The sequence below is a fragment of the Kitasatospora sp. NPDC004289 genome, assembly GCF_053602875.1.
Genome location: NZ_JBSGEL010000018.1, coordinates 1 through 24690 on the forward strand (window position 1 = coordinate 1; position 24690 = coordinate 24690).

Below are 24690 nucleotides of genomic sequence, written 5' to 3' on the forward strand. Positions count from 1 at the left end.
ACGAACGCCGCACCGAACGCCCGCGACAGCACCTCGTCCCACTGGTCCGGCACCACACCCCGGACGTCGTACGCCTTCACCAGCTGCTTCAGGTCACGCACAACCGCTCCAGTTGTTGGGTACTCAGACCAGGGCAGCGTACCGGGAGGTGATGGACGGTCGGTGAACACGGCGACGTACGTCAGCTCGGCGAACGCGGGCCGTCAGCTCTCCGGCGAGCGCAGGACCCTCAGGTGGCCGCGGCGGCCGGCCTCGGTGGACTCCGGCTCCCTGGAGGGGGCCTGACGGGGCGTCTGGGGGCGGGCGGCCTCGCGGACGGCGTTGGCCAGCGCCTCGAGGTCGTCGCTGCTGCGGCGGAGCGGATTGGTGTCGGCGGCCAGCCTGACGACCTCCCAGCCGCGCGGGGCGGTGAGGCGCTCGGCGTGCTCGGCGCACAGGTCGTAGCAGTGCGGCTCGGCGTAGGTCGCGAGCGGGCCCAGCACGGCGGTGGAGTCCGCGTAGACGTACGTCAGCGTCGCGACGGCCGGACGGCCGCACGCGGTCCGCGAACAACGACGTACAGAGCTCACGAGGGTGGACGGTACCGCACTCCTGACCAGGCCGCGAAGACCCGCCCCCACCGAGTGTCACGTGTCGCCGACATGGGCGTCGCCGGGGTGGTCCACTTCCGGGGCTCCAAGGACTACGCTCGACACTGATATGGACAGCTCCGCACCCCGACCTCCGGCGGACCAGCCCCGCTTCCGGCGCCACCGCGACCGGCACGGCCGTGGCCTGCGCGGACCCCTGGCACCGCCCCAGGTGCCCATCTCGCTCACCCGCTCCGAGTTGTTCGACGACTACGTCCGCGAGTCGGTGGAGCGCCTGGAACGGCGCTGGCCCCAGCTGATGGACGTCGAGTTCGCCGTGCAGGAGGTGCCGACCCCCGGCGAGGAGGACGATGAGGACGGCGGCGTGCCGCTCGGGCGGCTGGTGCCGGCCGGGCAGGGCCGCAAGAGCCGGATCGTCATCTACCGGCGGCCGGTGGAGATCCGGGCCAAGAGCCGGGACGACCGGGCCGCGCTGGTGCACGAGATCCTGATCGAGCAGGTGGCCGACCTGCTCGGCCTCTCCCCCGACGCGATCGATCCGCGCTACGACGAGGAGTGACGACGGAGCCCCCGGCCGGTGGTCCGGCCGGGGGCTCCGTCGTGCTCCTGTCGGTGCGTCAGGCGCCGGGATCAGTGCAGCAGGACCGCCGGATCGGGCTGGGACTGCGGGATCCTGACGGTGGAGTGGTCGTCGCGGAAGGCCTGGACGGTGAAGCCCGGGACGTCCTTCACCGTCGCCGTGAGCATCCGCGCGGCCGTCACCGGACCGCCGGAGACCGTCTCCACGGTCAGGCCGAAGACCCCGTTCAGCCCGGCCGGCTCGGGGGCCGGGAGGGCCACCGTGGCACCGGCGGGGATCGAGACCTCCTTGGTGGCGGGGGTGCCGCCGCCGCTGCCGGCCGAGGCGGTGACCTTCACCTTGGCCTCCTGCTCGCCCGTGGAGGTCAGGTAGAGCGTGGTGGCGTTGCCGCCCCGGTTGTCGGCGATCGAGGCGCGCTGGCCGACCGGCACCGCGCCGGTGATCCAGGCCGCGTCCGACTTGCCGTTCTGGGCGCGGTCCAGCCGCAGGGCGGCCACCACCGGGGTGGGGTGGCTCGGGTCGCTCGGGCTGAGCCGCAGCGCGCCGGGCTCGCCCCGGGTCACCTGGCCGAGGTCGACCGCGTTGACCATGCCGGCCTTGACGTGGATGGTCTCGAAGCCGGCCGGGGTGAACCAGCCGTTGCGGCCGGAGACCTGGATCTTCAGGTCCGCGTCCTCCTCGCCGGGGGCGGCGACCACCAGCCGGGCGGCCGAGGTGTCGGCCGCCAGGCCGGGCAGCACCTGGGTCGGGGCCGGGGTGGCGGAGGGCGGGATCCAGTCCGAGCCCTTGCTCCCGTCGGCGGCGTGCACGGCCGCGCCGATCCGGCCGCTGCGGGCCACCACGTGGACGGCCAGGTCCTTCTGGTCCTTCGTCAGGGAGGGCAGCCGGATCGCCTGCGAGGTGCCGGGGCCGAGCGCGATGCCCTCGGCCGCCGGGTTGTCGATCGCGCCCTTGTCCCCGAAGAGCTTGAGGTCGACCACGGCCGGGACCACCGGGTCGGGGTTGACCAGGCTGACGTAGTCCACCCGGTCCCCCGCCGTGCTGGCGCCGGCGAACCAGAAGCCGGTGCCGGTCGGCGTGCAGCTGAAGCCGGACAGGCCGCGGCCCTGCTCGTCGGTGACGGTGGTGGTCTGGGAGACCGTGAAGCCGGGGGCGTACCCGCCGGTGGCCACCGCGGTGCTGCCGGGGGCGGTGTCGGCGTTGGCGGCCGGGCCGCTGACCGGGACGCCGGGCTTGGCCAGCACCACCCGGGCGTCCGCCGGGGCCGCGTCGGCCGGGGCGGGAGCACCGGAGGCGGCGGCGGACGGGGCGGCTGACGGGGCCGCCGAGGGAGCGGCTGACGGGGCGTCGGCCGCCGGGGCGTGCGGGACCACGTCGGAGAGCGCGCCGTAGCCGCCCGTCCCGGTGTCCTGCGGGGAGAACAGCGTGAGCGCGGTCGAACCGGTCAGGCCGTGCAGGGGCTGCGGGCAGACCAGCGCGGTGCGCTCGACCTTGGCACTGGCGGCGGCGGCCGGGGCGGCCGCCGCCGGATCGGCGGGCGGGCGCAGCTCGGCGACGCCGAAGACCACGCCGATCGCCACCGCGCCGGCCAGCAGCGAGACGCCGGTGCGGCTGCCGGCCGACGCCCCCGGGCCGGAGGCCTGCGGGTCGCCGGGGGCGCCCGGGTCGTCCGCCCCGGGGGCGGACCTGCCGAGCTTGGGGGCCCTGAGGGCCGGGGCCTTGAGCTTGGGGGCCTTGAGAGTGGGCTTCTTCATGACGGTGGGTCAGCTCCCCGATCCGGGCCGGTAGTGCTGGCCGTAGGGGTCGTTGGGGTCGTAGTAGGGCTCCTGCTGCGGCTGCCCCGGCACCCAGGGCTGCTGCTCCGGCTGGTCGTAGCCCGGGTACTCGGGCTGCGGCTGCTGCTCGTAGCCCTGCTGGTAGGGGTCGTAGCCGTAGGACTGCTGCTGCTCGTAGCCGTAGGGCACGGCGGCGGGCTGCTGGACGGCGTACTGGTCCCAGCCGTACGGGTCGGCCTGCTGGTACGGGTCCTGGTACTGCCCGTCCGGGGCGGCGGGTTCGGGTTCGGCGGCGGTCTGGGCCGGGATGGCGGCGTAGACGCCGGTCTCCTCGGCCGCGGACTGCTCCTCGCCCTCGCCGCGCTCGGCCATCCGGCGGGCCCGGCGGCTGCCGGGGGCCGGGGCCTGCGCCTGGGCGGCGGCGGCCAGCGCGGCGGCGGCCACCACCTCCTCGGGCAGGTCGTCGTCGTTGTGGTTGCGGCGGCCGGGCAGCGCCAGCACCAGGACGGTGAGGCCGAGCAGCACCTGGGCCCAGATCCAGCCGGTGTGCAGCAGGCTGCCGCTGCGGGTGACGTCCAGGGTGCCGCCGCCGGCCGGGAGCTTGAAGCCCTGCGCCCAGCCGTCCAGGGTGACCGGCTCCAGCTCGGTGCCGTCCAGGGTGGCCTTCCACTCGGGGGCGGCGTCCTCGGCCAGCCGCAGGGTGCGGCCGGCCTCCCCGGCCGGGAGCTTGCCGTGGACCTCGCGGACCCCGGCCGGGAACGGCTTGGCCGTGCCCTTGGCGTCCACCACCGCGGCGCGGGTGGCCGTGGCACCGGTGACCTGCCAGAGGCCGATGCCGTCCTCCTCGCTGAGCTTGGTCAGGCCGGGGGTGGTGTCCAGCACGTCCCGGGCCTTGCCGGTGAGGGGCTGCTTGAGCTCGACGTAGCCGATGCCGCGGGCGGCCAGGGCCTTGGCCTGCTCGCCGCCGGAGCCGCCGAGCAGCTTGCCGACCAGGCCGTCCAGCGCGCCCTTCGGGTCGTCGTCGAGGGCCACGGTGCCCTCGGCCTGACCGAGCGTCAGGCCGGAGCTGCGGACCAGGGCGTAGCGCACGGTGTCGCCGTCCCCGGTGACCACCAGGGTGCGGGCGCGGTCGGTGGTGCCGGCCTCCTCCGCGATGAAGGCGGGCACCTGGGCGGCGTCGCCCCGGCGCAGCGGGCCGTCGGCGCCGGTGACGGCCCACCAGACGGCGGTGCCGAACGGGGCCAGCACGGCGGTGGCCAGCACCAGGGCGGCGACCGGCTGGCGCCAGCCGAAGGCGATGCCGGAGACGCGGGCGTTGGCGCCGTCGGCGCCGATCGCGGCGGCGGCCAGCAGGGCCACGCCGGCCAGCAGGGTGGCCGGGCCGGCCCAGGCGGCGACCGGGACTCCGCCGGAGGCCGGGGTGACGCTGGTGCCGGCCACCACCACGGTGAAGATCATTCCGGCCAGGGCGGCGCCCCAGGCCGCCAGTACGGCGCGGCGGCGGTCGGCGCGCAGCAGTGCGGCGAGGGCTGCCAGCACCACGCCGGCGGAGAGCCAGACCGGCGGCACCCCGGCGCCGCCGGGGTTGACCAGGGCCAGGCCGAGCGGGCTGGCCGCCGGGCCCTCCAGGCCGGGCAGCCCGGCCTCCAGCAGCAGCCGGGACGGGTGCGCGAGCACCCCCAGCGACCAGGGGGCGAGCACCAGCACGGGGGCGCCGAGGATCACCAGGACGCGCAGGCCGAGCAGCCGGACGGCCTCGCCGCCGGAGCCGTAGGCGCCGCCGCGCAGCACCGCGTGGGCCAGTGCCGCCAGGCAGAGCGGGAGGGCGATGGCCCAGGTGAGCGGGACGAAGGCGGTGCAGACGGTGAGCATCAGCACCGTCATCCAGGTGGACCGCCAGCCGGGGCGGGCGCCCTTGGCGGCGGTCTCGGCGCGGATGCCGAGGCCGGCGCTGATCGCGGCGGCGCGGGCCAGCGGCGGCAGCAGCACGGCGAGCACCGCGGTGCCGATCCGACCCTGGGCCAGCGCGCCGGTGGCGGCGGGCAGCAGGGCGTACCCGGCGCTGGCCCAGGCGCGGACCAGCTTGGACTCGATCAGCGGGCGGGAGACCAGGTAGGCGCTGACCGCGGCGAGCGGGATGGCCAGCACCAGCAGCAGGGCGACCATCAGGTCGGCGTTGCCGAGCAGCAGCCAGGAGAGCACCGCGAGCACGCCCAGGTAGGGCGGGGCGGTGGCGGTGGAGCCGCCGCCGACCGGGTGCCAGGCGTCCGCGTACATCGACCAGAGGCCCGACGCACCGTCAGCGGCGGGCAGCAGCGCGCCGCCCAGCAGGCCGCCGCTGCCGAAGAGGTTGCGGCAGGCGATCACGGAGACCACCAGCAGGGCGGTGAAGAGCAGCGGGGCGGGGCGCCGGGCCAGCTTCTTGATCAGGGCGAACTGCTCGACCACCAGGTCGTCGGCGTCCTCGTCGCCCGGGCCGGACTCGGCCGAGCCGTGCCGGCCGGCGCCCGGGTCCTCGCCGCCGCCGATGCCGAGGGCGCCGATCATGCCCTCGACCGCGAGGCGCGTGGTGGCGCCGGGGGCCGGGAAGAGCGTGCGGTCGTCCAGCGGGTCGCCGGACCTGGTCCTGGCCCGCCGTTTGCGGGCGGCCAGCAGGCGGGGCAGCCGGACCAGCTCGTGGCCCAGGCCCGCCAGCTCGTCGAACGCCTGCTTGGGGTCCTTGCCGACCACGTTGACCAGCATCCGGAGCAGGGTGCCGAGCACCAGCCGGAGCAGCACGTACGGGAGCAGCAGGCCCTTGGAGTTGGCCAGCAGGGTGTAGACCGCGCCGGCCTTGTCGACCCGGTGCGGGTGGGCGGAGCCGCAGTCGATCTGGCGGCGCTCGCGGCTGGCCGCCTCGGCGTGCCGCAGCACCGCGTCGGGGGCCACCACGACCCGGTGGCCGGCGGCGTTGACCCGCCAGCAGAAGTCGGTGTCGTCCCGCATCAGCGGGAGGGCCTTGTCGAAGCCGCCGAGCTCCTCGAAGACGTCCCGGCGGACCAGCATGCCCGCGGTGGAGACGGCGAGCACCGGACGGACCTGGTCGTGCTGGCCCTGGTCCTGCTCGCGGCGGTCCAGGCCGGTCCAACGGCGGCCGGAGCGGGCGATGGTGACGCCCACTTCGAGCAGCTGGCGGCGGTCGTACCAGCTGCGCAGCTTGGGGCCGACCACGGCGGCGGTCGGGGTGGAGTCGGCGACCTGGAGCAGCCGGCGCAGGGCGTCGGTCTGCGGCTCGCAGTCGTCGTGCAGCAGCCAGAGCCACTCGACCGGCTCGGTCTCCCGCGGGCCGCCGCGGCCGAGCTCGTCCTCGGCGCCCAGCGGGTCGCCGAAGTCGTCCCAGCCCCCGGTCACCGGGTCGTACCCGGAGGGGTCGAGGCTGTACGGGAGGTCCTCGGGGCGCAGCGGCGGGGAGTTGAAGACGGCCTGGCCGACGGCGTTGCCGAAGCCGGAGCGGCGGCCGAGGACCAGCGGACCGCTCTCCGGCAGCCAGTCGCCCAGGGTGTCCCGGAGCAGCTGGGGGGAGGTGTCGGTGGAGCCGGTGTCGACGGCGAGGATGCGCTGGACCGGACGGTCCTGCCCGAGCAGGCCGGCCAGGGCCTGCGGGAGCCACCGGGCACCGTCGTGGGAGACGATCACGGCGGTGACCAGGTGGCGCGGGTATGCGGGAGGCCGGGCAGCGGAGAAGCCGCTCTGGTGGCTGTAGACGGTCATCGAGTGCGTGAGCCCCAAGCTTCTCGGTGCGGCCAAGGGAGTTGGCGCACCACACTAACGGCTCCGGGTGGCGGCCTCGTCCCCGGTGTACCGCCGAGGACGTCCGGAAGCAGGGGAAAAGGGGCGGCGCGACCGTGCGGCAAGGCCCGGGAGCGAGGTGCCGTCGGCACATTCACGGGCCGTGCGGGAATCGGGCCGGAAATGCGAAAGCGCCCCACCGTCCACGGTGAGGCGCTGCACGAACTCGAGAACGGCCGGTCAGACCGCGCTCTTCTTGAGGCGACGGCGCTCGCGCTCGGAGAGACCGCCCCAGATGCCGAACCGCTCGTCGTTGGCGAGGGCGTACTCCAGGCACTCGGAGCGGACCTCGCAGGCCAGGCACACCTTCTTGGCCTCGCGGGTGGAGCCGCCCTTCTCCGGGAAGAAGGACTCCGGGTCGGTCTGGGCGCAGAGCGCCCGCTCCTGCCAGCCGAGCTCCTCTTCGTCCTCTTCGATGCCCTCACCGATCAACAGCTCAAAGAGCTCGCTCATCTCTGGCGCCTCCTCTGCCCCTTTTGGCGTCCCCGTGGTGTTGCCGTTGCCTGGAGCGGCGGAACGACACGAGTGAAATTACATGTGCGTCACTCTGGCCCAGTCAAGCCGAGCTCTGGTATTGGGCCGAGGATTCACTCCCCGGAACCAAGGCACTACGGCAAGTGTACATATCCGGACATGATGGCTTTACTGCCCTAATCGGACCAACCGGCCGGAACCACCCACCGCCTGACACGCAGTCAACCTGACGCCCCCTCAGCCCCACCACCCCCCGAACGGGTGGACGCGGGCCGCGGCGCACTCGGTTGCCGCTGGTCACCGGCTGCCTTCCCGGCGATCTTCACATCGAAACATAGAGGGTGATTTATCACCCCATCCGGTGGTTGATGCTCGAAGTTCCCCAAATGCCCGGGGGATCGGGTTGACACTGGGGCCCCTCTTGCGGTCTCCTTGCCCCCATGTCAGAGTTCGCCACCCTCGTGAGCCGCCGCCAGGCGCTGCTCCGTCGTGCCGCGAGCTCCCTCTGTTGTCGCCTCTGTTCCTGTATCTAGGCGCACGCGTCCCACCGCGCGCCGCCCAGGAGCACCGAGGCCGCCCGCGCGACAGTCCCCCCTGAATCCCCGCGGACCGGCTGAACACCCGCCGATCTCCGCATCCGAGGATTCCGCCCCATGCGAATGCCCCGCCTCCGCAAGCGCAACCGTGACCGCGCCCGGCAGCAGCGCCTGCTCGCCGCCACCGCACCCGCCCCGCGCTGGACCGACGGCCTGAGCGACGTCTCGATCGCCGGTGACCCGACCGCCTTCCAGCACCTGGCCCGCACCGACCTGCCCGCCCACCCGACCACGGTGGCCGGCTACGCCCGCCTGGTCCGCGAGATCGCCGCCGACCGCTCCCGCTGGGAGCCGCTGGTCCGGTACGACGCCCTCACCCGCTGGTACTCCCGGCTGGAGACCGGCCCCGGCTACGAGGTCTGGCTGCTCAGCTGGCTGCCCGGCCAGGGCAGCGGCTTCCACGACCACGGCGCCTCCTCCGGCGTGATGACGGTGGTCCGGGGCGAGCTGGTCGAGCGGGCGCTGACCCAGGACGGCGAACAGCAGCGGCCGCTCCCCGAGGGCACCCGCCGGGTGTTCTCCTCCGGGTACCTGCACGAGATGGTGAACGCCTCGCTGGAGCCCGCCGTCTCCATCCACCTCTACTCGCCGGGCCTGGTGGAGATGAACCAGTACGGCGCCGCTCCCACCACCGCCACCGCCGAGCGGCGGATCGACGCGCACTGACGGTCCGTGACCTCGGGGCCGGTGCCGCCTGGCAGGATGGGCGCATGCGCATCGTGGCACTGGCAGGCGGCATCGGTGGGGCGCGCTTCCTGCGCGGGCTCCGGGAACTGACCGGCCCTCAGGACGAGATCACCGTCATCGGCAACACCGGGGACGACATCCACCTCTTCGGGCTGAAGGTCTGCCCCGACCTGGACACCGTGATGTACACCCTGGGCGGTGGCATCCACGAGGAGCAGGGCTGGGGCCGGGCCGACGAGACCTGGTCGGTCAAGGAGGAGATGAAGGCCTACGGGGTCGGCCCGGACTGGTTCGGGCTGGGCGACCGGGACTTCGCCACCCACATCGTGCGCACCCAGATGCTCGCCGCCGGGTACCCGCTGAGCGCCGTCACCGAGGCGCTCTGCGCCCGTTGGCAGCCCGGCGTGCGGCTGCTGCCGATGAGCGACGACCGGGTCGAGACCCACGTGCGGATCACCGAGGACGGTGCGCCCCGCGTCGTGCACTTCCAGGAGTACTGGGTGCGGCTGCACGCGGCGGTGGACGCCGAGGCGATCATCGCGGTCGGCGCCGACACGGCCAAGCCCGCCCCCGGCGTGCTGGAGGCGATCGCGGCGGCCGACGTGATCCTGCTGCCGCCGTCCAACCCGGTGGTCTCGATCGGCACCATCCTGGGCGTGCCCGGCATCCGGCAGGCGGTGGCCTCGGCCGCCGCCCCGGTGGTCGGGCTCTCCCCCATCATCGGCGGCGCCCCCGTGCGCGGGATGGCCGACAAGGTGCTGGCGGCGGTGGGCGTGGAGGCGAGCGCCGAGGCGGTGGCGCTGGACTACGGCTCCGAGCTGCTGGACGGCTGGCTGGTGGACACCGCCGACGCGGCCGCCGTCGAGACGGTGGAGGCGGCCGGGATCGCCTGCCGGGCGGTGCCGCTGCTGATGACCGACGTGGCCGCGACGGCCGGGATGGCGCGGGCGGCGCTGGAGCTGGCCGAGCAGGTGCGGGCGTGACCACGGCGGGGCCGGGGGCTGGGCCGGGGGCGTTCTCCGTCCTGCCGGTGGCCGGGCTGCCGGAGATCGAGCCCGGCACGGACCTGGCCGAACTCATCGCCAAGGCGGGCGAGTTCGAGGACGGCGACGTGGTGGTGGTCACCTCGAAGATCGTCTCCAAGGCGGAGGGCCGGATCGTCGAGGCCGCCGACCGGGAGGCCGCGATCGACGCCGAGACCGTCCGGGTGGTGGCCCGGCGCGGCCGCTCCCGGATCGTGGAGAACCGCAACGGCCTGGTGATGGCCGCCGCCGGAGTGGATGCCTCCAACACCGCACCCGGCACCGTCCTGCTGCTCCCGCTCGACCCCGACGCCTCGGCCCGCGCCCTGCGGGCCCGGCTGCGGCAGCTGACGGGCCGCCGGCTGGGCGTGCTGGTCACCGACACCTTCGGGCGGCCCTGGCGCAACGGGCTCACCGACGTGGCGATCGGCGCGGCCGGGGTCGCGGTGGTCGAGGACCACCGGGGCCGGCGGGACAGCCACGGCAACGAGCTCACCCTGACGGTGACCGCCACCGCCGACGAACTGGCCGCCGCCGGCGACCTGGTGAAGGGCAAGGCCAGCGGCGTGCCGGTCGCCGTGGTGCGGGGCCTCGGCGGCGTGGTCACCGAGGAGGACGGCGACGGGATCCGGCCGCTGCTGCGGCCGGTGGTCGACGACCTGTTCCGGATGGGGACCTCGGAGGCGCTGCGGGAGGCCGTCACGCTGCGGCGGACCGTGCGCTCCTTCACCGCCGAGCCGGTGGACCCGGAGGCCGTGCGGCGGGCAGTGGCGGCGGCCGTGACGGCCCCGGCCCCGCACCACACCACGCCGTGGCGCTTCGTGCTGGTGGAGACGGCGGAGGCCCGGGAGCGGCTGCTGGACGCCATGCTCGCCGCCTGGCGGCGCGACCTGGCCGAGCTCGACGGCTGGGACGAGGCGAAGATCGCCCGGCGGACGGCGCGCGGCAACGTGCTGCGGGCCGCGCCGTACCTGGTGGTGCCGTGCCTGGTCACGGACGGCTCGCACGACTACCCCGACGCGCGGCGGGCCGCGGCGGAGCGGGAGATGTTCGTGGTGGCGATGGGGGCCGCCGTGCAGAACCTGCTGGTCACGCTGGCCGGGGAGGGCTACGGCTCGGCCTGGGTCTCCTCGACGATGTTCTGCCGCGACACCGTGCGGGAGGCGCTCGACCTGCCGGACGGGTGGGACCCGATGGGCGCGGTGGCGGTCGGGCGGCCGGCGGAGGAGCCGAGGGCGCGCCGGGCACGTTCGGCGGACGCCTTCCTGACGGTGCGATGAGCGGGCTGGGACTGCTGGTCGTCTACACGGCCCGGCTCGCGGAGTGCGTCGACTTCTACCGGGGGCTCGGGCTGCGGTTCACCGCGGAGCGGCACGGCACCGGGCCGGAGCACTACGCGGCGGAGCTGGCCGACGGCACCGTCCTGGAGCTCTACCCCGCCCGGGCCGGTCGCGAGACGGGCGCCCTCCGGCTCGGCCTGACCGTCGAAGGAGCGGACGGGGTACGGCTGTTGACCGATCCGGACGGCCGGACGGTGGAGGTGCGGGGACCGCTCAGCGGTGGCGGTGGTCGTTCGGGGTGAGGCGGGGTCCGTAGCGGGGGGCACGGGCGCCGGTCAGACCGATCAGGCGGCAGACCCGGTGGCGGTGGCCCGCGTACGGGGCCAGCAGCGCGAGCATCTGGGCGTCGTCGCTGCGGGGGCGCCCCGCGAGGGCCCAGCCGACCAGGTTCGGCAGGTGGAAGTCGCCGACCGAGACGGCGTCCGCGTCGCCGTTGCTGCGCTGGAGGGTCTCGGCGGCGGTCCACGGGCCGATGCCGGGGACGGTGGTGAGGCGGGCGATCGCCGCCTCGTGCGGCAGGGCTGACGCCTCTTCGAGCCGGGGTGCGAGACGGACCGCCCGGACGACGGTCGCGGCGCGCTTGGGGTCGACGCCGGCGCGGTGCCACTCCCAGGACGGCAGCAGGGCCCACTCCCGGGCGGAGGGCGCGACCCGCATGCCCTCGGCCGGACCCGGGGCCGGGGTGCCGAAGTCCTTGAGGAGGGTGCGCCAGGCGCGGTACGCCTCGTCGGTGGTGACCTTCTGTTCGAGGATCGCCGGGATCAGGGACTCCAGGACCAGGCCGGTGCGGGTGAGGCGCAGGCCGGGGTGGTTGCGCTGGGCCTCGCGCAGCGGGCCGGGGGGCAGGTGGAGTCCTGACGGGTCGTCGGAGGCACCGAGGAGTTGCGGGACGCGGTCCAGCAGCCACTCGGCGCCGGGGCCCCAGGCGTGGGCCTCGACGACTCCGGAGCTCTGGGCCAGACGGAGGGTGCCGACGCCGGCGGGGGTGCGGGAGGCCCGCCAGACGGCGCCGTCGCCGCTGGTGCGGTACGCCGGGTCGGCGGGACCGCGGCGCAACGGCAGCAAGGTCCGCCCGAGGTCCAGGGGGAACCCGGGCTCCCAACGACGCACCGCCTCCGACACCGTGCCGCACCTCCCGCCACGGAGGATACGCGGCGCAGGTGGTGACGCCTTTGGGGGCGCGAGGAACTGCGCGAACCGGAAGGCGGACCAGCGTGAGATCGGGGCACGCGAGCCAGTTGCACGTGCTGCCGTTCCCCCGCGCGCAGTTCCTCGCGCCCCCGGTGTCACCACTTCCGCCCAGGGTCACCTTCCCTGGAGGTGGGTGGACCAGGTGCGGATGGCGGGGAGGCGGGTGTAGAGGGCGGTGCCGGGGCATTCGGTGTTGAAGGCGTCGCGGTGGCCGGAGACGGTGTCGAAGGTGGCGGTGGTGCCCTTGGGGTAGCGGCTGCCGTCGGAGGCGGAGGTGAGTTGGGTCTTGCCGTTGGCGGGCTGGCCGGTGAGGCCGAGCTTCCAGGCGGCGAGTTTGGCGATGCCGTCGATCTGGGGTTGGGGGACGGCGTCGGCCGTGTAGCGGCCGAGGGCGGCGACGCCGGCGGTGTCGGTGTTGAAGCCGAGGGTGTGGGCGCCGAGGACGGCCTGGGCGACTCCGCCGGCGCGGCCCTCGTAGACGGTGCCGCAGCGGTCGACCAGGAAGTTGTAGCCGAGGTCGCGCCAGCCGTTGCTCTTGACGTGGTACTGGTAGATCGACCGGATGACCTTGGGCGCGTCGGAGCAGGCGTAGTCGTTGGCGGTGTCGGTGTGGTGGACGAAGACCGCGCGGACCGGGCCGGTGTAGGTGAAGTCGGGCTCGCGGATGGACTCGTCGGCGCCCCAGCCCGCCCGGGTGACGATGCCCGGCCGGGGTGCGGCCCCGCCCGCGCGGCGCAGCGGCACGTCCTGCCCGGGGTCGACCAGCTCCGCGCGCAGGCCGCGCGGGGCGGTGCCGGTGAAGCGGACCTCGACCCCGTCGCTGGGGCCGACCCAGAGCGGGGAGGTGGCGCCGCGCCGGGCGGCCTCGGGGCCCTCGGGGTCGGGGCGGTCGTCGGGTTCGACGGCCAGCGGGTGCCAGGGGCTCCAGTCGCCGCCGACGGCGCGGGTGCGGACCTCGACGGTGCCGTCCGGGGTGGCGGCGGGGTCGTCCCAGCTGACGCCGACCAGGGAGAACGGGGCGGTGCCCTGCTGCGGCAGTCCGCGCTGACCGTTCGTCAGGGGGACGGTCCTGACGCTTCCGGAGGAGCCCGCGGCGGGGCCCTCGGCGAGGGCGGGCGGGGGGAGCAGGAGGAGGGCGGCGGAGGCGGTGGTGGCGGCGGCGAGCAGAGCGAGGCGCATGAATGGGATATTGAGGGCAAAACGGTTCTGACGCCACGTCGGTTCCGCCGGGCGGCCGCCTCTCCCCCGCCGGACGGGGAGGTCGTAGGCTGGGGCGCACCATGACTGCGCCATTCGCTGCCGACGCCCGCACCCCCGCCGAGCTGCTGCACGCCTACCTGCGCCCGGGGGCCCTCGACGCGGACCCGACCCGTCCGCTGGTCACGTTCTACGACGACGCGACCGGCGAGCGGGTGGAGCTCTCCGCCAAGACCTTCGACAACTGGGTCGCCAAGACCGCCAACCTGCTCCAGGACGAGCTGAACGCCGGTCCGGAGGACCGCGCCGCGCTGCTCCTGCCGGCCCACTGGCAGAGCGCCGTCTGGCTGCTCGCCTGCTGGTCGGTGGGCGTGGTCGCGGTGCCCGGCGGCGCCCCGGCCGACGCCGACCTGGTGGTGAGCGGCCCGGACGGGCTGGACTCCGCCAAGGACTGTTCCGGCGAGCGGGTGGCGCTCGCGCTGCGTCCGCTCGGCGGGCGGTTCCCGGCCCGGCCGGACGGCTTCCTGGACTACGCCGCCGAGGTGCCGGGGCAGGGTGACCGGTTCGCCCCGTACTCGCCGGTGCACCCGCAGGCGATGGCGCTGGAGACGGTGGTGGAGGACGGGCTGCCGCTGAAGCTGACGGGGGAACAGACCGTGGCGCTGGCCCGGGAGGGCGCGGCCCGGCTCGGCCTCGACACCTCCAGCCGGGTGCTCAGCACGCTCTCGTACGACGACTGGGCCGGACTGGAGGCCGGGCTGCTGGCCCCGCTGGCGGCCGGTGCCTCGGTGGTGCTCTGCCGGAACTCGGGCGGGCTGACCGAGGAGCAGTGGGCGAAGCGGATCGAATCCGAACGAGTGACTCTGCGTCTGGGCTGATCCGCCCGGACCGGCGACCGGGTAGGAATCCCGGTCATGGCCGAGGACGATGACCAGAGCGAGCGCCCCCCGACCGTCCGCGGCGGGGGGCGCCGCCGCATCCTGCTGATCCTCTCCGGGGTGCTGGCGCTGCTGCTGGTGGCCGGAGGCGTGGTGGCCTGGATCGGCTACCGGAAGCTGGACGGCAACATCGGGACCGACAGCGCCACCGGGGAGCTGCTGCGGCACGACGAGTCGGAGCGGCCCGAGCGGGGGCCGCAGCAGGCCAGGAACATCCTGCTGATCGGCAGCGACGACCGCAGCGGGGCCAACGGCGAGTACGGCTTCGCGGGCGGGCAGCGCTCGGACACCACGATCCTGCTGCACCTGGCGGCGGACGGGGAGCACGCCACCGCGGTCTCCATCCCCCGGGACGCGATGGTCCGGGTGCCGGCCTGCGAGCTCCCGGACGGGACGCGCTCGACCCCCCGGTTCGTGCAGTTCAACTGGGCCTTCGAGCTGGGCGGTCCGGCCTGCACGATCCGGACCGTGGAGCGGCTCAGCGGCATCCGGATCGACCACCACCTGATCCTGGACTTCACCGGCTTCAAGAAGATGGTGGACGCGGTCGGCGGGGTGGAGGTGTGCGTGCCCCGGGCGATCCACGACCGCAACGCCAAGCTGGACCTGCCGGCCGGGCGGCAGGTGCTGGGCGGGGAGCAGGCACTCGGGTACGTCCGGGCCCGGGAGACCCTCGGGGACGGCAGCGACACCCAGCGGATGGGGCGTCAGCAGGAGTTCCTGGCCTCCATGGTGCGCAAGGTGCAGTCCACCGGGGTGCTGCTCAACCCGACCCGGCTCTGGCCGCTGCTGAACGCCGCCACCGGGGCGGTCACGGCGGACGAGGGGCTCAGCCGGCTGGGCGCGCTCTACGACCTGGCCCAGGACCTGCGCTCGATGCCGACCTCGAACGTGGTCTTCCTGACCACCCCGCGCCGCCCCTATCCGGGGAACTGGGACCGGGACCAGCTGGTCCAGCCGGACACCGACCAGCTGTTCGCCGCGCTGCGGTCCGACCGCGCGGTGAGCGTGCGGGCCTACCAGGTGCCCGCGTCGCCCTCGCCCACCCTGCTGGCCGACGGGGCGCCCTCGCCGCTCCTGGGCGACCCCTCGGTGGACGGCTCCACCGCGCACGAGCCCCCGCCGGGCGCCTCCGCCGGCCCCTCCCCGGACGACCTCGGCGGCTGGACGCCGTCGGCCGGCCCGACCGCCCTGCCGACCGCCGAACCGACCCTGGAGGGCCGGACCGCCGACCAGGAGGTCTGCTCGATGCACTGACCGCGGCGGTCGGGGGCGGTCGGCCCCGGTCCGACGGGGCGTGAACTTTGCCCGTTTTCACGGTGTTTGACCACCGTGGCAACGGTCACAGTACGACCGGATCATGACCGGAGCTCGTCTAGGGTGTCCGGGGTGAACAGCGGAAACCGGCACGACGGACACCTCGCGGACCAGACCCCGGCCGCAGTGGACCCGGCCGACCAGTGGGTGCTCGACCCGGCCACCGGGGAGTTCCGGCTGGACCTGGACGCCGCACCGGCCCCCGCCCCGGCCACCGTGCCCCGCCCGCGGGCCGCCCGGCCCGGAGCCGCCGCACCGCCGGCCGGCCGACGGGCCTCGCGCCGCCACACGGGCGGCGGCGGTCGCCGACGCGCCGTCAAGTGGACCGCCGGGGTGGCCGCGCTGGTCCTGGTGGCGGGCTGCGGCGGGGCGCTGTACGCCTACCAGCGCCTGAACGGCAACATCTCCTCGGTGAACGTCCAGGTCGGCCCGGACTCCGAGCGCCCGCAGGCCGCCGCCGGGGCGATGAACATCCTGGTGATCGGCACCGACAGCCGCAAGGGCCTGGGCCGCGAGTACGGCGACGAGGGCAGCCCCGGCCACGCCGACACCACCCTGCTGATGCACGTGGCCAAGGACCGCAGCAACGCGACGGTGATGAGCATCCCGCGCGACCTGATGGTCACCATCCCGGAGTGCGAGACGGACGGGAAGAAGATCCCGGGCACCGCCAGGACGCTGTTCAACGAGAGCCTGGGGCAGGAGGGCCGCGACCCGGGCTGCACCTGGCGGACCGTCGAGAAGATGACCGGCATCCGGATCGACCACTTCCTGATGGTGAACTTCGAGGCGGTGAAGACCCTCTCCACCGCCGTCGGCGGGGTGGAGGTCTGCGTGGCCAAGGACATCAACGACACCGGGTCGCACCTGAAGCTGACCAAGGGCCGGCACGTGGTGCAGGGCGAGGACGCGCTCGCCTTCGTCCGCACCCGGCACGCCGTCGGCCAGGGCAGCGACCTGTCCCGGATCGAGCTCCAGCAGCAGTTCCTGAGCTCGATGATCCGCAAGATGAAGAGCGGCGACACCCTGACCAGCCCGACCAAGCTGTTCAACCTGGCCGACGCCGCCACCAAGGCGCTCACCGTGGACGCGGGCCTGAAGAGCGTGGACAAGCTCAAGGACCTGGCGCTGGACCTCTCCAAGGTGGACACCAAGCACATCACCTTCGCCACCGTGCCGGTGCTGGACGACCCGAGGAACAAGGGCCGGGTCATCCTGAACGAGAAGCCGGCCGAGCAGCTGTTCGCGCTGGTCGCGGCCGACCGTTCGCTGACCGAGGTGGCCACGTCGGCGCCCCCCGCCGACCCGTCCCCGGCCCAGCCCTCCGCCCCGCCGGCCGCCACGGTGGACGCGGGCGCCGTCCGGGTCACCGTACGGAACGGCTCCGGCACCCCCGGCCAGGCCACCAAGGCCGTCACCGCCCTGAAGGGGAAGGGCTTCGCCCAGGCCGGCACCGGCAAGGACACCGCCGCCGCCGCGACCACCACGGTCTCCTACCCCAAGGGTCGGGCCGAGCAGGGCGCCGCCCTGGCCGCCGCGCTCGGGCTGCCCGCCGAGGCCGCCAAGGAGAGCACCGCGATCGCCGCCGGGGAGCCGCTGCTGCTGGTGCTCGGCAAGGACTTCACCGAGCTCGGCAAGCCCGCCGTGCCGGTGCCGACCGAGGCGCCCAAGGACCTCCAGCGGGTGCAGGCGGACGACGCCGACGTGTGCGCGAAGTAGGCGGAGATGGTCAAACTCACGGTCATACAATCGTTCTGACTGTGTAACAGATCCGCGATCGACGTGGTGGCGTCGGGTAGGTTCCGAACGGGTGGCCTACGGGGGGCTGCTCACGACGAGTGGTGGTGCTACCGATGACGAACGTCCGGACACGGCCGTCCGGAGGGCGCGCCGCCTCCCGGCAGGCCGCCGAGCAGCGGCGGGGCGGACGGCGCGTGCTGCGGTGGCTGGCCCTCGGCCTGGCCTTCCTGCTGGTGGCCGCCTGTGGCGGCGGCTACTGGTACTACCAGCACCTGAACGGCAACTTCGACTCCGGAGAGCGGAACCTCAGCGACGCCTCCGGCGCCAGGACGGCCCCCAACGCGGCCGGCCAGACGCCGATCAACATCCTGATGATCGGCACCGACAACCGCGGCTCGGCCAAGAACATCGCCCTCGGCGGCTCGGCCGACGACGCCGGGCGGCCCGGCCTGGCCGACGTCCAGATGCTGCTGCACGTCTCCGCCGACCGCTCCAACGCCTCGCTGATATCCATACCCCGCGACACCCTGGTGACCATCCCGGCCTGCCGCAGCGAGGACGGGAAGACCACCAAACCCTCGGTCCGCAGGACGATGATCAACGAGGCGCTGGCCCGCGGCGGCCCCGGCTGCCTGCTCGGGACCTGGCAGGCCATCACCGGCCTGTACGTCGACCACTACATGATGATCGACTTCGCCGGCGTGGTGGACATGGCCGACGCGGTCGGCGGCGTGCCGGTCTGCGTCAACATGAACCTCTACGACCGCTACCGAAAGGGGCACGGCGGCACCGACCTCAAGCTCGCCAAGGGCACCCACCGGATCCAGGGCGAGCAGGCGCTGCAGTGGCTGCGCACCCGCGACGCCTGGGGCGACGACATCGGCCGGACCAAGGCCCAGCACCTGTACCTCTCGTCGATGATCCGGGAGCTGAAGTCCAAGGGGACGCTCACCGACCCGGGCGCGCTGCTGAAGCTGGCCGAGACCGCCTCGAAGTCGATCAGCCTCGACAAGGACCTGGCGGACGTCAAGGCGTTGCTCGACCTCGGCACCGACCTGCGCAAGGTGCCGACCGAGCGGATCACCACCCTCACCGTGCCGACCGTGACGGCCACCAGCGACGAGAACCGGCTGGAGCTCAAGGAGCCGGACACCAAGCAGATCTGGGACATGCTGCTGGCCGACCGCCCGCTGGACGACAAGGGCCCGGCCCCGGCCGCCTCCCCCGCCCCGTCACCGCCGCCCTCCCCGTCGGCGAGCACCGTGGCGCCGTCGACCGTGGCGGTCACCGTGCAGAACTCCTCCGGCGTGGAGCGCCGGGCCGGCGACGTCAGGGCGGCACTGGTCGCCAAGGGCTTCACCAAGGCCGCGACCACGGCCAACGGGACGGCCCGCAAGGCCACCCAACTCGAGTACCCGCCCCAGCAGTCGGCCGAGGCCCAGGCGGTCGCCGCCGCCCTCGGACTGCCCCGCACCGCCCTGCACGAGGGCACCGCCAAGAGCGAGCTGCTGCTCTCCGTCGGCGCCGACTGGCCGAGCGGCACCGCCTTCCCGGTGACCGCCCCGCCGACCCAGCTCCCCAAGTCGGCCGAGGCCGTCACCGCCGACAACGACAAGAACTGCATGGACGTCAACCCGCAGGGCGGGCTCTACACCTTCTGAGCCCCGCCCTCGGCGTCCTCGCGCAGCACGCCGTCGCTCTCGGTGTAGCGCTCGCCGGTGCGGGGGCACAGCCAGCGGCCGGGGGCGGTCTCGGTGAGCGGCTCGCCGGCCCGGCCGACCCACTTGAGGCGGCGGGCCGGGACGCCGGCCACCAGGGCGAAGTCGGGGACGTCCCGGTGCACCACGGCGCCGGCCGCGACCAGGGCCCAGCGGCCGACGGTGACGCCGGGCGTGATCACCGCGCGGGCGCCGATCGAGCTGCCCTGACGGAGCGTCACGCCCTGCGCGTGCCAGTCGTCCCCGCGCTTGAGCTTGCCGTCCGGATCCACCGAGCGCGGGTACACGTCGTTGGTGAGCACCGCCGCCGGACCGACGAAGACGCCGTCCTCCAGGACCGCGGGCTCGTAGACCAGGGCGTGGTTCTGCAGCTTCACCCGGTCCCCGATCACCACGCCGGGGCCGACGTACGCGCCGCGCCCGATGATGCACTCCGACCCGATCACCGCGTCCTCGCGGACCTGGGCCAGGTGCCAGACCGTACTGCCCTCGCCGATCCGCGCCCGCTCGTCGACGTCGGCGCTCTCCACCACTCGCACTGGGTTCCCCATGGCGCCGAACATAGCGTCACGGGGCCCCTGCCGGTGGCCGGTTGGAGGTGACCGGCATCATCCGGCCGGGGCGAACGGGTGCATGAACGTTTCGGCGAGCGGGCCCGCGTACGGCGTACCCGCCCGGCGCGTCCTGCTTCCGTGCTCCCGCGGCGCGCCTACCATCCGAGGGTGCCGCCGACTGCCGCCCGTCACGGGACCGACCCCCAGCGCACCCCACCGGTGCGCCGCCGGTGGGGCCGGTGGCTGGCGGGCGCGGTCTCGCTCGCCGTACTGGCCACCGCCTGCGGCGGCCGGACCCTGCTGGCCGGGGTCGGGGACGCGATCGGCCGGGTGGACGCCTTCGACTCCGCCGGGGACCGGCCGCCCGACGACGGGGTGACCACCTTCCTGGTGGCCGGCACCGACGACCGGGAGGGGATCCCGGCCGACACCCTGAAGGGGGTGCTGCACGCCGGCGGCGAGTCCTGCCACTGCACCGACACCCTGATGATCGTCCAGCTGGCCGCGCACGGCGGCCGGGCCAGCGTGGTCTCCGTCCCGCGCGACTCCTACGTGGTGATCCCCGCCCACCGCGACCTGGCCACCGGCCGGGAGGTCCCCGAGGGCCACGGCAAGGTCAACGCCGCCTACGGGATGGGCGGCCCCGCCCTCACCGTCCGCACCGTGGAGCGCAACACCGGCCTGCGGATCGACCACTACCTCCAGGTCGACTTCCTCTCCTTCGTCTCCACCGTGGACGCCCTCGGCGGGGTCGAGGTCTGCACCGCCAAGCCCCTGAAGGACCAGTACTCCGGGCTGGACCTGCCCGCCGGGACGACCCGGCTGGACGGGGCCGGCGCGCTCAGGTACGTCCGGGCGAGGCACGTGGACGGCAGCTCCGACCTCGGCCGGATGCAGCGTCAGCAGAAGTTCCTGGCCCAGCTGTTGCGGCAGGCCACCGCGAGCGGGACGCTGCTCAACCCGGTGAAGCTCTCCAGGGTGACGGAGACGGTGCTGCGGTCGGTCAAGGCCGACCAGGACCTGTCCAGCGCGGACCTGGTGGCGCTTGCCACCCAGCTCAAGGACCTCTCGCCGGCCACGGCGGACTTCGCCACGGTGCCACTCAAGGACGTCAACCACCAGGTGGAGGGCTGGGGTTCGACGGTGCTGTGGGATCCGGCGGGGGCGAAGGCACTGTTCGACGCCGTCCGGAACGGGCAGCCGCTGACCGAGCGCTCCGCCCCTCCCCCGGCCGCGGCGCCGGTCGCTCCCGGGGCGGTGCCGCCGGGGCAGATCCGGATCCAGGTGCTCAACGGGGCCGGGACGGCGGGGCTCGGCGCGCGGGTGGACGGGGACCTGCGGAAGGCCGGCTTCGCCACGACGGGGGCTCCGTCGAACGCCGGTGGGGGGAGCGCGGCGCGGACGGTGGTGCGGTACGACCCCCGGTGGGACGAGTCGGTGAAGACGCTGGCCGCCGCCCTCCCGTACGCGGAGCTGGTGCAGGCCCCGGGGCTGGGCGCCACCATGCAGGTGATCGCCGGGACCGACTACACCGGTGCCCTCCCGGCCCAGGCCTCCCCGGGCACCCCCGCCGCCGCCTCGCCGACCGCCGCCCCGGCCGTGACGGCCAACACGGGCACGGAGATCAGCTGCCCGTGAGGTTGGTGGCTACGCCTCCGGGGGCGCGGGGCCCTGCTGATGTGCGGCTCCGCCGCGGGGCGCGCGGGGGAACGCCAGCACGTGCAACTGGCTCGCCTGCCTCGATCCAGCACTGGTCCGCCTTCCGTACTCGCGCAGTTCCCCGCGCCCCCGAAGCATCACCACGTTCCTCAAGTGAGCCAGACGGTGACCGTGGTGACCAGGTAGGCCGTCAGGGAGAGGCGGTTGACGAGGAGTTCGGGGAAGTGGTCGGGGGTGTCGGTGGTGGGGCGGGCGGCGGGCTCGTGGGCGGCGCGGGTGACGGCGGTGGCGAGGGCGTGCGGGTCGTAGCCGCCGAGGCCCAGCCAGGCGGTGGCACGGTGGCCGATGTGGAGTTCCTTCCGGTCGCCGGTGCGGACCGTCACCCGGCCGTTCTCGGCCGTGGCCGCGGTGATCTCCGGCCAGGCGGTCCGACGCCGCGTCAGGCCGGTGCTGGTGACCAGGCCGTTCCGGTCGAAGCGGGCCTGCCAGCCGAGGGCGGCCACCAGGGCGGGGAGGGCGGAGCCCCCGAGGAGCAGGGGCTGGAGCAGGCCGTTCCACCAGCCGTCGGCGGAACGGTGCACCACCAGCGCGCCCAGCACCAGCGCGGCGGCCGGGCCGACCGCCAGCCGGAGGCGGGCCGGCATGCCCTGGTCCTCGGTCAGGCGCGGGGCGGTCGGCTTCGGGTGCCGGAGCGTCTTCACCTGCGGGGTGCAGACCACCGCGATCCAGTCGAGTTCCAGCACGCCGTCCCGGTCGTCCCGCGCCGTCCATCGGCGCACCAGGACCGGGGCGGACGCGCCGTCAGGGCCCTGGTAGAGCAGGGCCGTCCGCAGACCGGACGGGCGCTCCGCCTCGCCCTCCCAGTGCAGCGGGAAGTCGTCGAGCGGCACCCAGGCGGTGCCGTTCCAGCCGAGGTACTGCCGGGTGGAGAGCCGCCAGAGCGGGGCGCCGCCCTCGGGGCCGACCAGCTCCTCCTCGCCGTCCGGGTGGTGCACCACCGTCAGGACCGGGGCGCCCGGCCCGGCCAGGTCGCGGACCAGCCGGACGCTGCGGGTGGAGGAGCCGAGCACGACCAGGCCGAGGGCGGTCAGGACGGTGGCGGTCAGCAGCCAGGGGGTGGGGTCGTACGCGTCACCGGCCGGCCGGGCCCAGCCGTCGCGGTCGGCCAGCAGCGGGAGGGTGTCCCCCGCCTTGGGGTAGGCGTCCCACCAGACCGAGACCTCGGCGGTGCGGTGGCGGTCCTCGCCGGGGAACCGGTACTCGACCTTCGTGTCCCCGAGGTCGTCCGAGGAGATCACCCGGCCGGCGACGGCCTCGGACCGGGCGGCCCGGGCGTCGGCGTCCTCCTGGCGCTCCAAGCCGGCGAGCACCGAGACGGTGGCCAGGCCGAGCAGCAGACCGCCGACCACCAGCCGGACCACCGGCCTCGGCAGGGCCGGGGCCGGGGTACCGGCCAAGGTCCAGGGGTACGGCTGCTGACCGCCCATCAGGTCGGCCAGCCGCTGCCGGGCGGCCCGGCGGCCCGCCCCGGCCCGGGCCAGCACCACCAGGAGTGCGGCCTGGGCGGCCAGCGCGGTCCATCGGCTGACCTCGTCCGGCAGGCCGTCCGGCAGGTACCAGATCAGCGGCAGCAGGGCGGCGGGCAGCAGCACCAGGCCGCGCGGCCGGAACAGCAGGGCGACCGCCTCGGCGAGCAGCGCGGCGGCCGTCACGGTCTCCGCCCAGTTCTGTCCACAGGGGTGGGCCGGTCCGCAGAGCACCGGGTCCTGGGCGGCCTGACCCATCGCCACCACACAGACCAGCAGCGGCACCACGCACAGCCAGCGGACGTCCCAGCGCTGTGCGGTACGGGCCGCCAGCCACCGCTCGGCGAGGTCGTCGGTCAGGGGCGGCGGTGCGGCGGGGAGCGGCGGTGCGGGATGGAACATGCGCCCGATGGTCCCATCCGCCCTCCCGGGGCCCGTCCACCGGGTACGGCGCAGGGCCCCGCCGTGGTGGCGGGGCCCTGCGGGGTCGGTCGGCTACTTGGCCTGGGAGGCGGTGATGTCCTTGGCACCGAGGGCGCCGCCGGGGATCTCGCTCCAGTTGGAGACGGCGTTGGTGTTCAGGGTGAAGTCGGCACCGTAGGCGCGGCCCTGGGCCAGGCCGTAGAAGTGCACGGTCTTGCCGTCGGGGGTGGTGGTGGCCGCGACGTTGTCGATCGCGGAGCCCGCACGCTGGGTCCAGGCGGCGTCGAAGTGGCCCTGGTCGAAGTTGCCGTACTGGGTGTGGAAGGAGCCGCCGTAACCGGCGACGGCGAGGATCACGTTGTTGCCGGTCTGGGTGGCCGCGATGTCGCGGACGTCGGTGGCGCCACCGGGGATCTCGGACCAGCTGGCGGTCGAGTTGGTGTTCAGCGTGAAGTCCGAGCCGAAGACCCGCCCGCCGGCCACACCGTAGAAGCGGATCGTGTCGCCGTCGCCCGAGGTGACCGAGGTGATGTTGGTCAGGCCCGAACCCTCGCGCTTCACCCAGCTCGGGTCGAAGTGGCCCAGGTCGTAGTTGCCGAACTGGGTGAAGAACGAGCCGTCCCCGCCCGCGATCCCGAGGATCACGTTGTTCCCGCTGACCGAGGCCGTCAGGTCCCGCACACCCGTCGCGCCACCCGGGATCTCACCCCAGTTGCTCCACGACGCACCCGGGTACAGGTCGCGTCCGTACACCCGCCCGTTCGCCACCGCGTAGAAGTGCGTCACGTCCCCGACCGTCACCGAGGTGACCTTCGTCAGCGAAGTACCGCCCACGTCGGTCCAGTTGGGGTTGAACCGGCCGGCGGCGTAGTTCCCGTACTGGTTGTAGAACGACCCCTGCGCACCCACGATCCCCAGCTGCACGTTCACCGGCAGGACCACGGCGGGCGGCGGGGTCGAGTCGTTGCCGCCGATCGGGGACACGTAGCCGCTGATCCGCTGGCCGTGGCCCGAGGTGCCCACGGTCGAGTTGAACGGCGCGGACTCCCTGACCGAGGAGTAGGACGGGCCCCGACCGCCGCTGCCCTCGTTGCCGCCGATGGTGGTGATGGTGCCGTTGCCCACCGAGGCGACGATGGCGACGTGTGCGGCCCAGTCGACCCCGTTGTACTCGTAGACCACGGCGTCACCGACGTGCGGGGTGGGCTTCAGACCACCGTTGTAATTGGCGAAGCTGCCCGCGCCGTTCGTCAGGCCGGCGACGTTGACACCGTTCTGGGCCCAGACCCACTTGGCGAAGTCGGCGCACCACGCCTCCGGACCGCCGCTGCAGCTGGTGTAGAAGCCGGTGGTGCCCGAGCTGTTGGTCGAGCAGGCGCCGTCGCCGAGGTTGGCCCGGGCGGTGTTGACGATGCTGGAGCTGACCGAGGCGGAGGCGGTCGGGGCGCCGAGGAACACGACCGCCGGGACGGTGGAGAGCAGGGCGACCGAAGTGGCCAGGGCACGCTGGACGAGCTTGGAAGACATGGGGATGC

General features: G+C 74.4%; 19 protein-coding genes. 10 read left to right on the top strand and 9 right to left on the bottom strand.

Annotated features, from left to right (window positions below):
- Positions 1 to 203 precede the first annotated feature (203 nt).
- Positions 204 to 620, bottom strand: coding sequence for a DUF3499 domain-containing protein (locus tag ACWEPF_RS14330; RefSeq protein ID WP_345284874.1), 417 nt, complete (start codon positions 618 to 620; stop codon positions 204 to 206).
- 79 nt (positions 621 to 699) lie between these two features.
- Here ACWEPF_RS14330 and ACWEPF_RS14335 point away from each other — a divergent pair, with 79 nt between their 5' ends.
- Complete coding sequence (locus ACWEPF_RS14335; protein WP_452172749.1) at positions 700 to 1149, top strand: metallopeptidase family protein; 450 nt, start codon at positions 700 to 702, stop codon at positions 1147 to 1149.
- Positions 1150 to 1220: 71 nt separating this feature from the next.
- On the opposite strand, the gene ACWEPF_RS14340 is transcribed toward ACWEPF_RS14335, so the two are convergent.
- The 3 genes from ACWEPF_RS14340 to ACWEPF_RS14350 form a co-directional block, all read right to left on the bottom strand.
- Entirely contained in the window at positions 1221 to 2924 is a 1704-nt protein-coding gene (locus ACWEPF_RS14340) for a DUF5719 family protein (RefSeq protein ID WP_452172750.1), read from the bottom strand.
- A 9-nt stretch (positions 2925 to 2933) separates the two neighbouring features.
- Complete coding sequence (locus tag ACWEPF_RS14345; protein WP_452172751.1) at positions 2934 to 6695, bottom strand: glycosyltransferase; 3762 nt, start codon at positions 6693 to 6695, stop codon at positions 2934 to 2936.
- 258 nt (positions 6696 to 6953) lie between these two features.
- Entirely contained in the window at positions 6954 to 7226 is a 273-nt protein-coding gene (locus ACWEPF_RS14350) for a WhiB family transcriptional regulator (protein WP_145790473.1), read from the bottom strand.
- A 674-nt stretch (positions 7227 to 7900) separates the two neighbouring features.
- Between ACWEPF_RS14350 and ACWEPF_RS14355 the strand changes: the two genes are divergently transcribed.
- Genes ACWEPF_RS14355 through ACWEPF_RS14370 form a run of 4 tightly spaced genes read left to right on the top strand, consistent with a single transcriptional unit; the run spans position 7901 to position 11134 of the window.
- The gene (locus ACWEPF_RS14355; protein ID WP_452172752.1) at positions 7901 to 8509 is read left to right on the top strand and encodes a cysteine dioxygenase; all 609 of its coding nucleotides are present in this window, start codon (positions 7901 to 7903) and stop codon (positions 8507 to 8509) included.
- 44 nt (positions 8510 to 8553) lie between these two features.
- Entirely contained in the window at positions 8554 to 9513 is a 960-nt protein-coding gene (cofD, locus tag ACWEPF_RS14360; RefSeq protein WP_449797033.1) for a 2-phospho-L-lactate transferase, read from the top strand.
- Complete coding sequence (locus ACWEPF_RS14365) at positions 9510 to 10832, top strand: coenzyme F420-0:L-glutamate ligase (RefSeq protein WP_452172753.1); 1323 nt, start codon at positions 9510 to 9512, stop codon at positions 10830 to 10832. The genes cofD and ACWEPF_RS14365 overlap by 4 nt, the downstream gene beginning before the upstream one ends.
- Complete coding sequence (locus ACWEPF_RS14370) at positions 10829 to 11134, top strand: VOC family protein (RefSeq protein ID WP_452172754.1); 306 nt, start codon at positions 10829 to 10831, stop codon at positions 11132 to 11134. The genes ACWEPF_RS14365 and ACWEPF_RS14370 overlap by 4 nt, the downstream gene beginning before the upstream one ends.
- Here the strand turns inward: ACWEPF_RS14370 and ACWEPF_RS14375 are convergent.
- Both ACWEPF_RS14375 and ACWEPF_RS14380 read right to left on the bottom strand, forming a co-directional pair.
- Positions 11106 to 12041: a DNA-3-methyladenine glycosylase family protein gene (locus ACWEPF_RS14375; protein WP_452172825.1), complete on the bottom strand. Its 936-nt coding sequence runs from the start codon at positions 12039 to 12041 to the stop codon at positions 11106 to 11108. The genes ACWEPF_RS14370 and ACWEPF_RS14375 overlap by 29 nt on opposite strands.
- 156 nt (positions 12042 to 12197) lie before the next feature.
- Positions 12198 to 13262 carry a peptidoglycan recognition protein family protein gene (locus tag ACWEPF_RS14380; protein WP_452172755.1) on the bottom strand — a complete coding sequence of 355 codons (1065 nt, stop codon included), beginning with the start codon at positions 13260 to 13262 and terminating at the stop codon, positions 12198 to 12200.
- Between the two features lie 101 nt (positions 13263 to 13363).
- On the opposite strand from ACWEPF_RS14380, the gene ACWEPF_RS14385 reads away from it, so the two are divergent.
- The 4 genes from ACWEPF_RS14385 (at position 13364) to ACWEPF_RS14400 (ending at position 18936) form a co-directional block, all read left to right on the top strand.
- The gene (locus ACWEPF_RS14385) at positions 13364 to 14158 is read left to right on the top strand and encodes a TIGR03089 family protein (protein ID WP_449797029.1); all 795 of its coding nucleotides are present in this window, start codon (positions 13364 to 13366) and stop codon (positions 14156 to 14158) included.
- A 36-nt stretch (positions 14159 to 14194) separates the two neighbouring features.
- Complete coding sequence (locus tag ACWEPF_RS14390; protein ID WP_452172756.1) at positions 14195 to 15475, top strand: LCP family protein; 1281 nt, start codon at positions 14195 to 14197, stop codon at positions 15473 to 15475.
- A gap of 132 nt (positions 15476 to 15607) precedes the next feature.
- Positions 15608 to 17254, top strand: a complete 1647-nt coding sequence (locus ACWEPF_RS14395) for an LCP family protein (RefSeq protein WP_452172757.1) — start codon at positions 15608 to 15610, stop codon at positions 17252 to 17254.
- Positions 17255 to 17388: 134 nt separating this feature from the next.
- Positions 17389 to 18936, top strand: coding sequence for an LCP family glycopolymer transferase (locus ACWEPF_RS14400; RefSeq protein WP_452172758.1), 1548 nt, complete (start codon positions 17389 to 17391; stop codon positions 18934 to 18936).
- On the opposite strand, the gene ACWEPF_RS14405 is transcribed toward ACWEPF_RS14400, so the two are convergent.
- Complete coding sequence (locus ACWEPF_RS14405; protein ID WP_452172759.1) at positions 18924 to 19544, bottom strand: acyltransferase; 621 nt, start codon at positions 19542 to 19544, stop codon at positions 18924 to 18926. The two genes, ACWEPF_RS14400 and ACWEPF_RS14405, sit on opposite strands and share 13 nt — an antisense overlap.
- Before the next feature lie 171 nt (positions 19545 to 19715).
- Here ACWEPF_RS14405 and ACWEPF_RS14410 point away from each other — a divergent pair, with 171 nt between their 5' ends.
- Positions 19716 to 21185 (top strand): LCP family protein, encoded by a 1470-nt coding sequence (locus ACWEPF_RS14410; protein ID WP_452172760.1) that lies wholly within the window; start codon positions 19716 to 19718, stop codon positions 21183 to 21185.
- A gap of 170 nt (positions 21186 to 21355) precedes the next feature.
- On the opposite strand, the gene ACWEPF_RS14415 is transcribed toward ACWEPF_RS14410, so the two are convergent.
- Together ACWEPF_RS14415 and ACWEPF_RS14420 are read right to left on the bottom strand one after the other, a co-directional pair.
- Entirely contained in the window at positions 21356 to 23134 is a 1779-nt protein-coding gene (locus ACWEPF_RS14415) for a hypothetical protein (RefSeq protein ID WP_452172761.1), read from the bottom strand.
- Positions 23135 to 23227: 93 nt separating this feature from the next.
- A complete protein-coding gene (locus tag ACWEPF_RS14420) occupies positions 23228 to 24682 on the bottom strand; it encodes a CHAP domain-containing protein (RefSeq protein WP_452172762.1) in 1455 nt (484 codons plus the stop codon).
- Positions 24683 to 24690 lie beyond the last annotated feature (8 nt).

Coding starts and splice junctions, on each gene's coding strand:
- ACWEPF_RS14335 (WP_452172749.1), top strand. CDS start 700: ATGGACAGCTCCGCACCCCGACCTCCGGCGGACCAGCCCCGCTTCCGG.
- ACWEPF_RS14340 (WP_452172750.1), bottom strand. CDS start 2,924: ATGAAGAAGCCCACTCTCAAGGCCCCCAAGCTCAAGGCCCCGGCCCTC.
- ACWEPF_RS14345 (WP_452172751.1), bottom strand. CDS start 6,695: ATGACCGTCTACAGCCACCAGAGCGGCTTCTCCGCTGCCCGGCCTCCC.
- ACWEPF_RS14350 (WP_145790473.1), bottom strand. CDS start 7,226: ATGAGCGAGCTCTTTGAGCTGTTGATCGGTGAGGGCATCGAAGAGGAC.
- ACWEPF_RS14355 (WP_452172752.1), top strand. CDS start 7,901: ATGCGAATGCCCCGCCTCCGCAAGCGCAACCGTGACCGCGCCCGGCAG.
- cofD (WP_449797033.1), top strand. CDS start 8,554: ATGCGCATCGTGGCACTGGCAGGCGGCATCGGTGGGGCGCGCTTCCTG.
- ACWEPF_RS14370 (WP_452172754.1), top strand. CDS start 10,829: ATGAGCGGGCTGGGACTGCTGGTCGTCTACACGGCCCGGCTCGCGGAG.
- ACWEPF_RS14380 (WP_452172755.1), bottom strand. CDS start 13,262: ATGCGCCTCGCTCTGCTCGCCGCCGCCACCACCGCCTCCGCCGCCCTC.
- ACWEPF_RS14385 (WP_449797029.1), top strand. CDS start 13,364: ATGACTGCGCCATTCGCTGCCGACGCCCGCACCCCCGCCGAGCTGCTG.
- ACWEPF_RS14390 (WP_452172756.1), top strand. CDS start 14,195: ATGGCCGAGGACGATGACCAGAGCGAGCGCCCCCCGACCGTCCGCGGC.
- ACWEPF_RS14400 (WP_452172758.1), top strand. CDS start 17,389: ATGACGAACGTCCGGACACGGCCGTCCGGAGGGCGCGCCGCCTCCCGG.
- ACWEPF_RS14405 (WP_452172759.1), bottom strand. CDS start 19,544: ATGGGGAACCCAGTGCGAGTGGTGGAGAGCGCCGACGTCGACGAGCGG.
- ACWEPF_RS14415 (WP_452172761.1), bottom strand. CDS start 23,134: ATGTTCCATCCCGCACCGCCGCTCCCCGCCGCACCGCCGCCCCTGACC.
- ACWEPF_RS14420 (WP_452172762.1), bottom strand. CDS start 24,682: ATGTCTTCCAAGCTCGTCCAGCGTGCCCTGGCCACTTCGGTCGCCCTG.